The following is a 12,180-nucleotide window of genomic DNA, read 5'->3' as shown; positions in this document are numbered from 1 at the left end:
GCTTATCTCAATAATCAGTTATGAATCTTCTCTCTAGAAGGTGACACGCACCCCTTTTTATCTTTATGGGAACTTTGCAGTTTCGAAACATAAACTCGGTGTACTAAAAATCACTGGGCCATCTACCAAACAAGGGAGTGTTTATGCGACTACTACTTAAATTTGACGGTCTAAACCAAGTCCGGCTAGAGAATTTGAGTTTTTTGATAAGAGCAACAACGGTAGCGGCAGCAACAGTTAATCCAGCAAGAGCAACAGCAGGTGTTAGGTAACGATTTGGCAGGGTCGAATAAGAACCCCATGCTGTCTGAAGCTCAATTGAGTCAGACGGATACAGCCCTGGTGGGTCAATTGGCAGAGGCGCAAGTCAATCTGGCTGCCCTGACTGCCCAGGCTCAAAGTCTGGCGGCATCAGAGCGATCGCTGCAGACTCAACTTCAACAGTTTCCCGGTTTGCTGGCTCAATATGGTCGCTTGCAACCCAAGGTAGACCTGAATCGCACCACGTTTCAACAACTGCTAAAAGCCCGTCAGAAATTGGCTCTGGAAATTGCCAGAGGTGGATTTGACTGGCAGGTGGTAGAACAGCCCAAATTAGGGATGAAAGTCGGGCCAGATTTGCAACGCAATTTGCTCTTAGGGGCGGTGGCAGGGCTGATGCTGGGGGCGATCGCGGCCTTTGTGCGCGATAGTGCCGATGATGCTGTACATTCGTCCGATGATCTGAAGCAGGTTTCTCTCCCCTTGCTGGGCCTGGTACCTGTTCTGCCGCGTGAAACCGTGCCTGTGATCATTCACCTGCCGTTTTCTCGTCCTGATCTGCCTGTTCCATCCACAATGCAGGTCATTTACTGGCAACCCTTCCGGGAAGCGCTGGATTTGATTTACAAAAACATTCAGTTATTACCGACCGCAGCAGGAGTGAAATCGCTAGTTGTGACCTCTGCCCTGGCCGGAGAAGGGAAATCGACGATTGCTCTGGGGCTGGCAATCAGTGCGGCTCTATTGCATCAGCGGGTGTTGTTAATTGATGCCGATTTGCGTCGCCCTAGCCTGCACAAGCAACTGGATCTACCCAACGATTGGGGCCTCTCAACCCTGCTGGCCACAAATACACCATTACTAAACCGAGATGGTATGCAGCTACCGGGGCAATATTCGGATATTTCTCTGTCTGTTCTCACGGCTGGCCCTTCCCCAGCCGATCCTGCCAAACTTTTAAGCTCTCACCGCATGCAAGAGTTGATGGCAATATTTGAGTAAAATTTTGATCTGGTTGTCCTGGATGCTCCACCAGTGTTAGGAATCGTGGATGCTATTCTGGCTGCTTCCTGTTGCCAGGGAACCGTGATGGTATGGCGTATTGGTCAGGTCACTCGCACTGAACTGAACCAGGCGTTAGTGGTGCTGAATAAGTTGAATATAATTGGGATCATCGCTAATGGAGCAGATAGTACAATGAACTCGTACTTGACTTATGATAAGACTTCTTAATTGCTGATGAACAAGTTTTTCTCTGTCAAATTTTGGCTATAGAAGAGTTGCTAGCTGCAGTCTTTATGAAAATCTACAGTGTTATCAATCATGACTCTACTTTCAACCGCCAACAATTCAAAATTATTGCAACCTGATTGCGATCGCTCCACGCCTTACATGATGAAATGGCGACAAAAGCATCTATTTCTTCGCCTGCCCCCCACCTCTGAGCGAGTTTGTGTGGCTAAACCCACCAGTCAGGACTGGTTGGTGACTCGCTTACAGCGATCGCCAGCGCAGCGTGTGACTCTACCCCCAACGATGGAGGAAATGGAATTGGAATTATGGGCGAATGCCTGTGCTCAAACCCAGAAAGCAGTTTATCTCCAGATTCCCAATACTCCCGAACTGCCACGTAAGCGCAATAAGCTGACCTGGTGGTTGAAGCGGGGACTGGAATGGTTGGTGGTGTTTCTGTTGCTGCTGGTGCTCAGTCCGCTGCTGCTGGCGATCGCGGCTCTAATTTACTGGCAATCTCCAGGCCCGGTGTTCTTTTATCAATGGCGTGTCGGAGAGCGGGGTAAATTATTCCGCATCTGTAAATTCCGCACGATGATTGTCGGTGCAGAACAGCTACATCATCAGGTGATGGGGCCACAGAGTGGACTGCATAAACATGAACATGATCCCCGCATTACTCCTATTGGGTGGTGGATTCGCAAATATAGTCTGGATGAATTGCCACAATTGTTCAATATTTTGCGAGGTGAGATGAGTCTGGTAGGGCCTCGTCCCTGGGCGTTGTACGATGCGGTGCGGATCTGTCCCGAAATGCAACATCGCCTGAATGCTTTACCGGGAATTACAGGTATCTGGCAGATTGCTACCCGGTCTTATTCTGGCTCGCTATCACCAGATTCCCCTACTCTGTTATCTACAAATTCCTCCCTTTGACTTCAACCGACAGCGACTGTTTGGTTTGCAAGGGGTCAGGCGGTTTATTGCCGTGTCGGATCAGACGCGATCAGTCTGGTCAAAGTTGGGCTATGAGCCGGATAAGATTGATCTGGTTTACAACGGGACAGATACCAACAAATTCACGCCTGCCATGGATTTTGCTCAAGTGCGGCAGCAATGGGGCATTCCTGAATCGACTCGTGTGATTTCCTTTGTCGGTCGTCTGGATAAGGAAAAGGGCATTGAAACCCTGATTAAAGCCTTTGCTTTAGTCAAACAGACCTATCCAGATGTCAAGCTCTTGATTGCTGGAAAACCTTTGTTGCATGTCAGTTTGGAGAAGCAGAAGGAATGTCCTGAAGAGGGGATGAAATATCAGCGATCGCTGGAAGCCCTGTTAGACCAACTGGGGATTGAGGATTCGATTGCCTTTTTAGGACATCTGACTCAAACCGCTTCTCTGTATCAGATCAGTGATGTCACTTTGATGCCCAGCCTCTGGCCGGAACCATTTGGCAGAGTGATCATTGAGGCGATGGCCTGTGGAACTCCGGTGATTGCCAGTCGTACTGGAGGCATCCCTGAAGTATTGACTGGGGGGTTTCAATCTCATCTGGTGGACCCAGGAAATGCAGTTAATTTAGCAATGGCCCTGCAATCCATCCTGCACTGGCGCGAGACAGATCCCTCTCTGGGTATGAGAAGCCGTGAGTATGTGTTGCAGAAATTCAGTCTGGATTCAATGGTTGATGGGATTGAAAAAATTCTTTTCAAGGTGGTGAACGATGGCTAATACTCGCAAGGTTCTTTCCATCATTGAAGAATATCTGGGACACAAAACTTATGGGCATTTAATGAGAACTCATTTTGCTCAAGTATTTGCCTGTAATGTCGATTTTTGCTGGTATAACGACGATCGAGAAATTCACACTCGCATTCTGAATCGATTACTGAGTTATGTTCCGAAAAATTCCTGGTTGCGTGATCAAAATCTAACCGCTCATCTGCTGCGAATTCAACTGGGATTTGCGTACATGGCGCGACGATTAGCCTTACGGAAGTTAAAACAATCCAGTTACTCTGTTTTGCATTTCCATACTCAACCTCTGGCCTGCCTGTCTCTGGATTTAATGGAGCAGTGGCCAACTGTAATCAGTATCGATCGCACTATTATCCAGGTTGCCAAGGAGAAAACAGATCCTCAACTTCATTGGACATACCGCCCTCACTACGAGATTGAAAAACGAGCCTTTGAAAAAGCTGCTGCCATCGTTACTTTTTCTGAGAGTACCCGTCAGTTCATGCTTTAGGACTATGATATTGATTCCAGCAAAGTCAGAGTCATTTATCCCGGTGTTAATCTGGCTCTGTTCTCCCTTCCTGAAAGTCCTGCAAAAGTGACTCACCAGCCTTTTACTATCCTGTTTATCGGGGGTGATTTTGAACGTAAGGGTGGTCATGATTTATTGGCAGTTTTCTTGCAAGGATTTGCCAACGATGCAGAATTGCATCTGGTCACTACGGCTCCCATCCACTGTAATCATCCCAAGGTTCATATTCATCGCCAGATTGAAGCTTATACCCCGGAGTGGTTGCAGCTTTATCATCAAGCGGATGTATTTGTCATGCCCACCTATTCAGAACCCTTTGGTTGGGTTTTATTGAAGCAATAGCGGCTGGATTACCGATTATTGCCACGGCCATTAGTGCGATTCCTGAAATGGTGCGATATGAAGAAACTGGATTACTGATTCAACCGGGCGATCGTCCAGCTCTGGCCCAAAGTCTCTGCACTTTAATGAATAACCCTCAGCTACGTTCCACTATGGGTCTTAGAGCACGTCAACTCGCCACCCAAAATTCAATGCCCACAAGAACTTCCAGATCCTTGAATCTCTGTTTCGGGAGATTGCCGATAGAAATTCTGTAGACCCCTCCCCGAAATGGAGAGGGAATTTGAACAGTCCCCTTCCTTTGTAGGGAGGGGGATTAGGGGGTAGGTCTCAGAGATTACCTCCAGCACCAACTTTGACTTTGATGGGCTTTTCAATTCAAACCTCAAAACTTAGAACTCAAAACTTCCTACCTCGTCCATGAACATCCTGTTTACCTGCCACTACAATTTCAATCCCAACGCTGGCGCGATCGACGTGACGTTACGGCTACAACAGGAATATCAGCGCCTGGGCCATCAGGTGAGCTTCTACTGCCTGGATGACCTTCCCTCCCGTCTGCATTCCCTGCTGAAAGTCGCTGCCTTCCCGCAATTTGTCGCCTCCCACATCTCCACCCTCAACCGCCAGCAAGGATTAGATGTGGTCGATGCCTTTACTGCAGATAGCTGGTTCCACTCCTTCCTGCGCCAATCCAAAATCCAAAACCCAAAATCCAAAATCCTTTAGTGATCGTCCGCTGTCATGGTTTAGAATACATCGAGCACGAGGAATACCTGGAAGAAGTGCGTCGGGGAAATTTGCGCTTTAGCTGGAAATATCCCCTGTACCGAGGTAGTGTGCGGCTGTGGGAAGCGGCAGCTTCCATGCGAAATGCGGATCTCGGTTTGTTTTTGAATCAACGCGATCGTGCCTATGCCATCGATTGCTTAGGTATCCGTCCGGAAAAGGCCCATGTGGTTCCCAATGGCATTTCTGAATCCGAATGTATCGCCAGGGATTGGCTGGCTTTACGCTGGCAATGTTATGGAGTTACTACATTTTTCTGAAAGAAATCAAACTCTATGACCTTGATTGGCAAGCCAATCATGCTCTAGCGATCGCAAATCCATCTGGTAACTCCCTTGTAAACAGAGAAATCCTTCTGAAGTAAGCTATGCAGACTTACGCTTCTACCCGTTCTACCCTGCTCAGATTACAGCCTACCCTGGCGTGGACAGCAATTCTGGGGCTGATTGGATTCTCCGTCCTGTGCTTATTGGTACATGCGGGAGGATTGCTGCGGCTGGCTTATCCGGCGGGTGCTCTGGTAGTGGGAATTCTGTTATATCAGCGTTATCCCATTCTCTACCTGGGATATACCTGGTGGGTTGCTTTTCTAACGCCCTTTCTGCATCGCCTGATTGACTTTCAGAGTGACTGGTTGGATCCCAATCCCGTGTTACTGGCTCCCTTTCTGGTGATATTTGTGACGGCAATGACCTTTGTGCAACAGCTACCCAGGGTTTACCGTCGGGATGGCTTGCCCTTTATCCTGGCCACGATCGCCATTGTCTATGGTCTGCTCGTCGGATTAATCAGGAATCCGCTCAATTCTAAATCGGTTGCCTTTGGAACTCCTGAACCGTTGGGAATACGAGTTTTCAGTACGATGAATTCTCCTGGCCCGTTTGCTACGGTGATGATGGCTGGTCTGGTGCTGTTATTTACCAGTCGCAGTTCCATCCGGTTTGTAGGGGCTGGAGCAGGGTATCGGCTTTTCTTTTGTCTCTTGTGCGATCGGCCTGGTTGGGGTGGGCTGTCGCTCTATTAACCTTTATCCCAGCCTTGAAGCCTCGGTTACAGATGCGGTTAATCATCACAATTCTGGTGATGGCGATCGCGCTGATTCCGTTAATTAATCTGCAACCCTTTTCCAGTGCCATCTCAGCCCGTTTAGGTTCTCTTTCGGATACGCAGAATGATGTCAGCTTTAATGCCCGGTTAGCCGGATATGACGAAATTCTGGGAGCCGCCTTCTCTGAAGTTCCTGGACAAGGTTTAGGATTCGTGCTGGCAAGTGACAATCTGGGCAGCAATGACAGTGGCATTCTCACGATTTTGTTTACTCTCGGATGGCTGGGTGCTTTGCCCTATTTAGCAGGCATTTTTCTATTGATCCTCAGTCTATTTCAGATTACTGAGGCAGTTTCAGATACCTTTATCAGTGCCGCCCGTGCCATTAGTCTGGGAGTGTTTGTTCAGATTGGGTTGGGCAATCCTACCATCGCCCTCTCCAGAGTTGTGTTCTGGGGTTTTGCAGGAATGGCTTTAGCCGCCCAACGCTATTACCGTTGGCAATGTCAGGAGGAGTCATGAGTCAGCCCGTCTCTCCAACACCATCCCTGTCTATCCGTTGCTGTCAAATTGGCATTTGCTTTTCGTAAAGCCTATCACACTCAGTAGGGTGCTTATGAAGATTCTATTTCTCGATCAAAGTGGAAACTTGGGAGGTGCAGAACTATGCTTACTCGACATTGTGCGGCCTTACCGCGATCGCGCCCTGGTGGGTTTGTTTACGGATGGTCCATTCAGACACCTGTTAGAACAACACCAGCTTCCGGTGCAGATATTGAGCGATCGCACCATTCACGTTCGGAAACAAAGCCATTGGTGGCAGGGATTGAGTAGCCTCGGACAATTACTGCCGATCGTGGCTCAAGTTGTGAAGCTCAGTCACCACTATGACCTGGTTTACGCCAATACTCAAAAAGCGCTGGTTATCGGTGCGTTAGCCAGTGTCTTATCCCAGCGACCCCTGGTTTATCATCTGCATGACATTCTTTCAGCAGATCATTTTAGTACCAGTAACCTGCGTTTGGCTGTCACTCTGGCCAATCAGTTTGCCATTCAAGTGATTGCTACCTCTGAAGCGGCACGGGATGCCTTCATTGCAGCGGGAGGGGAGGCGGTTCGAACCACTGTAATTTACAACAGGTTTGATCCAGCTTTTTATCAACGTCCTGTCCCTGTGGATCCAATCCGAACTCAATGGGGCTGGCCAGATCGGTTTGTCATCGGTCACTTCAGCCGCTTATCTCCCTGGAAAGGACAGCATATTTTGCTAGAAGCGCTGGCTCATTGTCCTGAAAACGTAACTGCCATATTTGTGGGAGATGCTTTATATGGTGAGCAGAATTACGTTCAGGAATTGCATCAGCAAGTCAAGAGTTGGGATTGCAACGACGGGTGCACTCTTTAGGATTTCATTCAGATGTGGTGGCTTTAATGCATAGTTGTGATGCGATCGCGCATACTTCAACGGCTCCTGAACCCTTGGGACGAGTGGTGGTAGAGGCGATGCTGTGTGGTCGTTCGGTGATTGCAGCCCAGGCTAGAGGCATGATCGAGTTAATCAAATCTGGTCATACGGGATGGCTGGTTCCACCCGGAGATGCGATCGCTCTAGCAAACACAATCATTCATTGTCAGTCTCACTATGAACTGGCGATCGCAATGGTTCAAATGGCCAAAGAGTAGGTTAGCCATCGTTTCCATATCAACACGGTTCATCAACAAATTGCTCAATTATTCCATCAGATTTCGACTCACTCAGGCATTGAGTTGCCACTACAACAGTCACCCCTTGAACTTGGAGGATAAATCATCATGCTCACATGATGACAGGGATTGTCCTGGCTAAATATGGTCAAACAAAATACCCCTATGCCCTGGTCTCCACGGTTCATAACGAACTTCAGCGGAGTGTGGTGTTGATGGGATTGGCCGATCGCGTGATTGCGGTCAGTCGTGCCGTGGCGCGATCGATGGTGCAACGGGGCATTCCGGGTGCCAAAATTCGGGTTGTGTGTAATGGCACCCTCAATAGCCCACGTGATCGCTTTTCTGCGGCAGCATCCTTACCCCCTGTTTCCTTACAGCGTCTGGCCATTACTACGGTCGCTGGTATGTATCAGCGCAAGGGAATTGCTGAATTGATTGCGGCCTTTGAGCAGGTGACGCTGACGATTCCCAAAGTCCATTTATATCTGGTAGGGAATGGCCCCGATCGGCCTAAATTCATGGCCCAGGCCCAACGTACCGCGGTAGCCGATCGCATTCACTTTGAAGGCTTCCAACCTCAGCCAGTCCGCTATCTGCAGGCAACCGATGTGTTTGTGCTGGCCTCTCACCAGGAACCATTTGGTTTGGTACTTTCAGAAGCGCGAGCGGCCAGGTGTGCCATCGTTGCCAGTCAGGTGGATGGTATTCCAGAAGCGTTAGACTCTGGTGAAGCAGGTCTTCTAGTCCCACCTGGCCATATCGAGAGGTTAGCGAACACCATCAGTCAACTGTTGAGCGATCCTGGCCTACTTAACGCCTGGAAATCACGATCGCACCAGAATCTAGAGTGGACACAGGTAAGCCGAATGCATCAGGAAACTCTGGCAGTTTATCAAGAGTTGAAACCTATTGTGTGTACACAGTAGCTGACCAAGAAGGAGAACCAAGCCAAAAACAGTTTGAAGTCTCTCTTCTTAAAAATTGCAATCCTGGAAATAGACGTTTGTCTATAATTTAAAACCAATAATCAATGACCAATGAGCAATTGTAAGAGAAACATTATGATTAACAATTTAGCAAGTCATCGAGCAACTCATCCAGCCGCTTCGCAAAATAATCAAAAGATTCTCTCGATTCAGGTACTGCGTGAATTGGCGGCAGTATTGGTGATTCATTCCCATGCGATCGGTCATCAGATGAAGCTGAATAATGGAGAAGCTTTTCAACGCCAGTTTTTCCACTTATCGAGCTTTGGAGCTGTGGGAGTTGATATCTTTTTTGTGATTAGTGGCTTTATCATCACTCTAGTTGCCAGAAAGTTTGTTAGAGAGCATGGTTGTCAAGATTTCTTTGCCAAACGATTACTCCGTATCTTGCCTATTTACTGGGCCTTGACTCTGGTTGAGTTAATTCATGCATTTGTGCGCCATCCTGAGCGATTACCCCTCAGCACAACCATCAAATCAATTATTCTGCTTCCCATTTTTGATCAAGAGAACTTTATCTTCCCCATTATTAGTTTGGGCTGGACTTTATCCTTTGAACTCTATCTCTATCTAGTTGTAGCTGTATTCTTACTTTTCAAGCGCAAGAACTTTATTGTTCAACTGATGACATTCATGGGTTCGCTGGTTTGTATCGGATTATTTGTACCGGAGATTAGCAACCCGCTGTTTAGGTTTATGACCAATCCTATTATTATTGAATTTTTAATGGGCTGTTTGATTGGTATGCTCTATCTTTCCGGTTCACGATTAAAGTCGAATGTATCATATGGATTGCTAGGAATAGCAATTTTAATGCTTCTAGGAATGATTGTTTTAGGCAATGGCAATACCAGCAGAGCCGAAACTATTCTGATTGATGATCAGGCTCTAATTCGGCTGTTACTGTGGGATCTTCCTAGTGCTGCTTTAGTAGCTAGACTACTATTTCTAGAACTAAATCAGCAACTTCAATTTAATCGGCAATTAATTTTGTTTGGTGATGCATCATATTTGATCTATCTGACGCATTACTTTGCTCTAACCATATTTACAAAATTCTGGTATATTTCTCGCCTACCATTTCCAGACCTGTTCATCATCTTGGCTATTATCTTTGCTACTTTCGTAGGTACTGCTTTCTACCTTATTGTAGAAAAGCAGCTACTCCATTATCTTAACTGTAAGTATCAGCAGTATTGTAAGCAAAGAGATGGCAGATGAGCCGATCCCCTGGAGTGGCAGAAAGAAGCCCAATAGGTACTTACCGGGTAGCAGGGGTAAGCTGTACGAGTAATGGGTGGTCAGGAATGGTCAAGGTTAACTGATTAGGAGCAGTATATTGGGCGATCGGGGTGGTAGACTGATTCGGTAAGTAAGTTGTTGCCTGACTAATGGGAGTTGTAAGGTTTAACGTTACCGTTTGAGCATAATTCTGATCCGTACTGGGAACCTCAGACCAGAGCGCTAGATAAAAATCACCATTACTCTTCTGCAATAGTGTGTGATGAATATTCTGAACATTGCCACTAAAAGAATAACTGAGAGAACCCGGTGTAAAGGTTGTATGCGTATCATTTAGCAATCGCATCAAGTTTTGTTGGGCGATAAAGGCTGGTTTAGGAGAACCATAATCGTTTGGCCGTTGTGGGTATAACCGTTGGTGTAAAAAACATCGAACTCATTCAAAATCTCGACCGCATCCACCGCATTCGGGAGCATATTCTTCACCAACTGCTGCACTGTATAACCTAGCGGGTTGATATTGTAGGAAGAATCCGGGCCAACGCCGATGTTAGGATCGATGACTAAGGTTGATTTGATTCCTACACTGGCCAGGTCGTTAATTCATTGAATCCAGGTCAGATCACTGCCCCCATCCCGGATGTGCTTGACTCCCAGTTCTTGCAGGCGTTGCTTAATTAGAGAGTAGTTGCCGTAAGCCGTGTCATAGTAACGGATAGAGTGTTAATACCGATCGAGTCAATGAAACTAGCAGCAGGTTTTGCCGTTTCTAGAACTGAATTAGCACTCAATATAGAACTCGGAAAGAGTTGACTTTGGGGAATAATCTCCTTCGTTTGGCTGGGACTAGACCACATTAATTGAGCAACAGCATCGCCTACTAGATCGTAATACTCTAGTTGAATGGTATAAAGCTGGCCTGCATTCAGAGTAATAGTGCCACTGTTTTCAGTTGCTTCATGAGGTAGCCAGTTGTCAATCAGGGGTATACCATTCACCCAAAGCTTGATTCCGTCATCAGAATTGGTATAGAAGGTATAGGTTTCCGAGTATTTGGGTTGTACTTGTCCTGTCCATCGTACAGAAAAGTTGTCGGATGGTAGGGAAGAACTGGGTGCGCCGGCTTGCCATAGGAAGTTAACGGTTGGATTGAGTTTAGTTTGCCGCAGAATATTAAAATTGCGCCCCTCATAGTAGTCTGCTTGTAATCCGTTAACTAAGGTAGATGAGGTTGTGATAGCAGTTTGGGTGATCAAATCCATGAATCAAAAGGCGTTTGAACAGTATCTGGCGGTTAAAACCGCGACTACACTCACCAAGTCTGCCGACGCAGACTCAATACAATCAAGGTTTTCGGGAACCTGCGTCGGCAGGTTTTCTCGGTATAGCCGCAACTTCAGTCGTCAGGGTGATTGACGAATAGGTGTAGTGTTTGAGCGTAGTCAAACATCACGATCGCAAAAGTCACTGGATTACATTTGGATGTCTGCTTTTCTTACTGGTTAAGTACCAAATTCGGATACTGAATGATTTGCCTGCAAGCGTTTAACTATCCCTTTAAGAGACTTAAGCAAGAGAGATAGAAACACTATTTCTACTTAAAGGAATAGATACAATGATGTGCTTCACAAAAGCTTTAGAAAACTTATTAAACTTTTGCAATCGACTTTTATCAGAGTAGCGAAATAACTAAGATTTGCAATAGGATTTATACCTAAAGTTGATGTATTTCAACACCTTTACTCGCTGATGCTAGAAGCTACAGAAATTGTGTTTTTACGGGGAACAACGGAAGCGATTAGTTTGGTGACTCAGACTTGTGAACGGATAACCTGATCGACTGACAAATCTTTTGCATTGTTGCCCGAACCACTCTCACCCTAGCCCTCTCCCAACTTGGAAGAGGGCACTGGAATCGGATCTTCCCCTCTCCCGCTCTGGGAGAGGGGAAGGCGAGAGAGTTTTGTCAGCCAATCAGACAAATAACTCTATAATTTACGATTCAAACTGTATTGAAATTGAACGTTAAGAAATCAAGATTTCCCTAACTCCCTAACGCTCAATTTCAATTTTAGGGAATTGCCATCAAATCATTTTCCAGTTGCAGGATGTGTTAGGCATTAGCCGTAAAGCATCGCAGGGATTTTATCTTCGCGCACAGCCCTTAGCTCTCGGTTTTGGCAAGCTAGCCAAAGTGGTATCAGCTTTCCCTCAAAAACCTATCAGTAAGGACAAGCCGAAGGATCAACTCTCCTCGTTTTACCTTCTGGGGACAGCTTGTTCGAAATTGATGTTATAGGGAG

General features: G+C 46.7%; 16 protein-coding genes. 14 read left to right on the top strand and 2 right to left on the bottom strand.

Features of this window, described 5'->3' with window-relative positions:
* Positions 1-300: 300 nt before the first annotated feature.
* The 14 genes from ACUVQO_RS20245 (at position 301) to ACUVQO_RS20180 (ending at position 9,856) form a co-directional block, all read left to right on the top strand.
* Positions 301-1,263 carry a nucleotide-binding protein gene (locus tag ACUVQO_RS20245; protein WP_445927639.1) on the top strand — a complete coding sequence of 321 codons (963 nt, stop codon included), beginning with the start codon at positions 301-303 and terminating at the stop codon, positions 1,261-1,263.
* Positions 1,264-1,584: 321 nt separating this feature from the next.
* A complete protein-coding gene (gene hepC / locus ACUVQO_RS20240) occupies positions 1,585-2,430 on the top strand; it encodes a heterocyst development glycosyltransferase HepC (protein WP_445927638.1) in 846 nt (281 codons plus the stop codon).
* Positions 2,357-3,226 (top strand): glycosyltransferase family 4 protein, encoded by an 870-nt coding sequence (locus ACUVQO_RS20235; protein WP_445927637.1) that lies wholly within the window; start codon positions 2,357-2,359, stop codon positions 3,224-3,226. Before hepC ends, ACUVQO_RS20235 begins: the two co-directional genes overlap by 74 nt.
* Positions 3,219-3,743 (top strand): hypothetical protein, encoded by a 525-nt coding sequence (locus tag ACUVQO_RS20230; protein WP_445927636.1) that lies wholly within the window; start codon positions 3,219-3,221, stop codon positions 3,741-3,743. The genes ACUVQO_RS20235 and ACUVQO_RS20230 overlap by 8 nt, the downstream gene beginning before the upstream one ends.
* Before the next feature lie 87 nt (positions 3,744-3,830).
* The gene (locus ACUVQO_RS20225; RefSeq protein ID WP_445927635.1) at positions 3,831-4,106 is read left to right on the top strand and encodes a glycosyltransferase; all 276 of its coding nucleotides are present in this window, start codon (positions 3,831-3,833) and stop codon (positions 4,104-4,106) included.
* Positions 4,085-4,363, top strand: coding sequence for a glycosyltransferase (locus tag ACUVQO_RS20220; RefSeq protein ID WP_445927634.1), 279 nt, complete (start codon positions 4,085-4,087; stop codon positions 4,361-4,363). Before ACUVQO_RS20225 ends, ACUVQO_RS20220 begins: the two co-directional genes overlap by 22 nt.
* 163 nt (positions 4,364-4,526) lie before the next feature.
* Positions 4,527-4,835 carry a hypothetical protein gene (locus tag ACUVQO_RS20215; RefSeq protein ID WP_445927633.1) on the top strand — a complete coding sequence of 103 codons (309 nt, stop codon included), beginning with the start codon at positions 4,527-4,529 and terminating at the stop codon, positions 4,833-4,835.
* Positions 4,835-5,155: a hypothetical protein gene (locus ACUVQO_RS20210; RefSeq protein ID WP_445927632.1), complete on the top strand. Its 321-nt coding sequence runs from the start codon at positions 4,835-4,837 to the stop codon at positions 5,153-5,155. The genes ACUVQO_RS20215 and ACUVQO_RS20210 overlap by 1 nt, the downstream gene beginning before the upstream one ends.
* Positions 5,156-5,262: 107 nt before the next feature.
* Positions 5,263-5,919: a hypothetical protein gene (locus ACUVQO_RS20205; protein ID WP_445927631.1), complete on the top strand. Its 657-nt coding sequence runs from the start codon at positions 5,263-5,265 to the stop codon at positions 5,917-5,919.
* A complete protein-coding gene (locus tag ACUVQO_RS20200) occupies positions 5,871-6,464 on the top strand; it encodes a hypothetical protein (protein WP_445927630.1) in 594 nt (197 codons plus the stop codon). The genes ACUVQO_RS20205 and ACUVQO_RS20200 overlap by 49 nt, the downstream gene beginning before the upstream one ends.
* A 94-nt stretch (positions 6,465-6,558) precedes the next feature.
* Positions 6,559-7,347: a glycosyltransferase gene (locus ACUVQO_RS20195; protein WP_445927629.1), complete on the top strand. Its 789-nt coding sequence runs from the start codon at positions 6,559-6,561 to the stop codon at positions 7,345-7,347.
* Positions 7,323-7,625 carry a glycosyltransferase gene (locus ACUVQO_RS20190; protein WP_445927628.1) on the top strand — a complete coding sequence of 101 codons (303 nt, stop codon included), beginning with the start codon at positions 7,323-7,325 and terminating at the stop codon, positions 7,623-7,625. Before ACUVQO_RS20195 ends, ACUVQO_RS20190 begins: the two co-directional genes overlap by 25 nt.
* Positions 7,626-7,762: 137 nt before the next feature.
* Positions 7,763-8,575 carry a glycosyltransferase family 4 protein gene (locus ACUVQO_RS20185; protein WP_445927627.1) on the top strand — a complete coding sequence of 271 codons (813 nt, stop codon included), beginning with the start codon at positions 7,763-7,765 and terminating at the stop codon, positions 8,573-8,575.
* A gap of 135 nt (positions 8,576-8,710) precedes the next feature.
* Positions 8,711-9,856, top strand: a complete 1,146-nt coding sequence (locus ACUVQO_RS20180; RefSeq protein ID WP_445927626.1) for an acyltransferase family protein — start codon at positions 8,711-8,713, stop codon at positions 9,854-9,856.
* 40 nt (positions 9,857-9,896) lie between these two features.
* On the opposite strand, the gene ACUVQO_RS20175 is transcribed toward ACUVQO_RS20180, so the two are convergent.
* Both ACUVQO_RS20175 and ACUVQO_RS20170 read right to left on the bottom strand, forming a co-directional pair.
* Positions 9,897-10,223, bottom strand: coding sequence for a hypothetical protein (locus ACUVQO_RS20175; protein WP_445927625.1), 327 nt, complete (start codon positions 10,221-10,223; stop codon positions 9,897-9,899).
* 331 nt (positions 10,224-10,554) lie between these two features.
* Entirely contained in the window at positions 10,555-11,139 is a 585-nt protein-coding gene (locus ACUVQO_RS20170; protein WP_445927624.1) for a PA14 domain-containing protein, read from the bottom strand.
* Positions 11,140-12,180: the final 1,041 nt, after the last annotated feature.

It is taken from the genome of Leptodesmis sp., from assembly GCF_052746595.1.
The sequence above is the reverse complement of the archived record's forward strand: the minus strand, read 5'-3'. Positions and strand labels throughout refer to the sequence as shown.

Excerpts from the sequence above, each read along its gene's own strand:
- ACUVQO_RS20170 (WP_445927624.1), bottom strand. The coding sequence starts at position 11,139 with ATGGATTTGATCACCCAAACTGCTATCACAACCTCATCTACCTTAGTT.
- ACUVQO_RS20185 (WP_445927627.1), top strand. The coding sequence starts at position 7,763 with ATGATGACAGGGATTGTCCTGGCTAAATATGGTCAAACAAAATACCCC.
- ACUVQO_RS20245 (WP_445927639.1), top strand. The coding sequence starts at position 301 with ATGCTGTCTGAAGCTCAATTGAGTCAGACGGATACAGCCCTGGTGGGT.
- ACUVQO_RS20175 (WP_445927625.1), bottom strand. The coding sequence starts at position 10,223 with ATGCGATTGCTAAATGATACGCATACAACCTTTACACCGGGTTCTCTC.
- ACUVQO_RS20195 (WP_445927629.1), top strand. The coding sequence starts at position 6,559 with ATGAAGATTCTATTTCTCGATCAAAGTGGAAACTTGGGAGGTGCAGAA.
- ACUVQO_RS20230 (WP_445927636.1), top strand. The coding sequence starts at position 3,219 with ATGGCTAATACTCGCAAGGTTCTTTCCATCATTGAAGAATATCTGGGA.
- ACUVQO_RS20205 (WP_445927631.1), top strand. The coding sequence starts at position 5,263 with ATGCAGACTTACGCTTCTACCCGTTCTACCCTGCTCAGATTACAGCCT.
- hepC (WP_445927638.1), top strand. The coding sequence starts at position 1,585 with ATGACTCTACTTTCAACCGCCAACAATTCAAAATTATTGCAACCTGAT.
- ACUVQO_RS20180 (WP_445927626.1), top strand. The coding sequence starts at position 8,711 with ATGATTAACAATTTAGCAAGTCATCGAGCAACTCATCCAGCCGCTTCG.
- ACUVQO_RS20215 (WP_445927633.1), top strand. The coding sequence starts at position 4,527 with ATGAACATCCTGTTTACCTGCCACTACAATTTCAATCCCAACGCTGGC.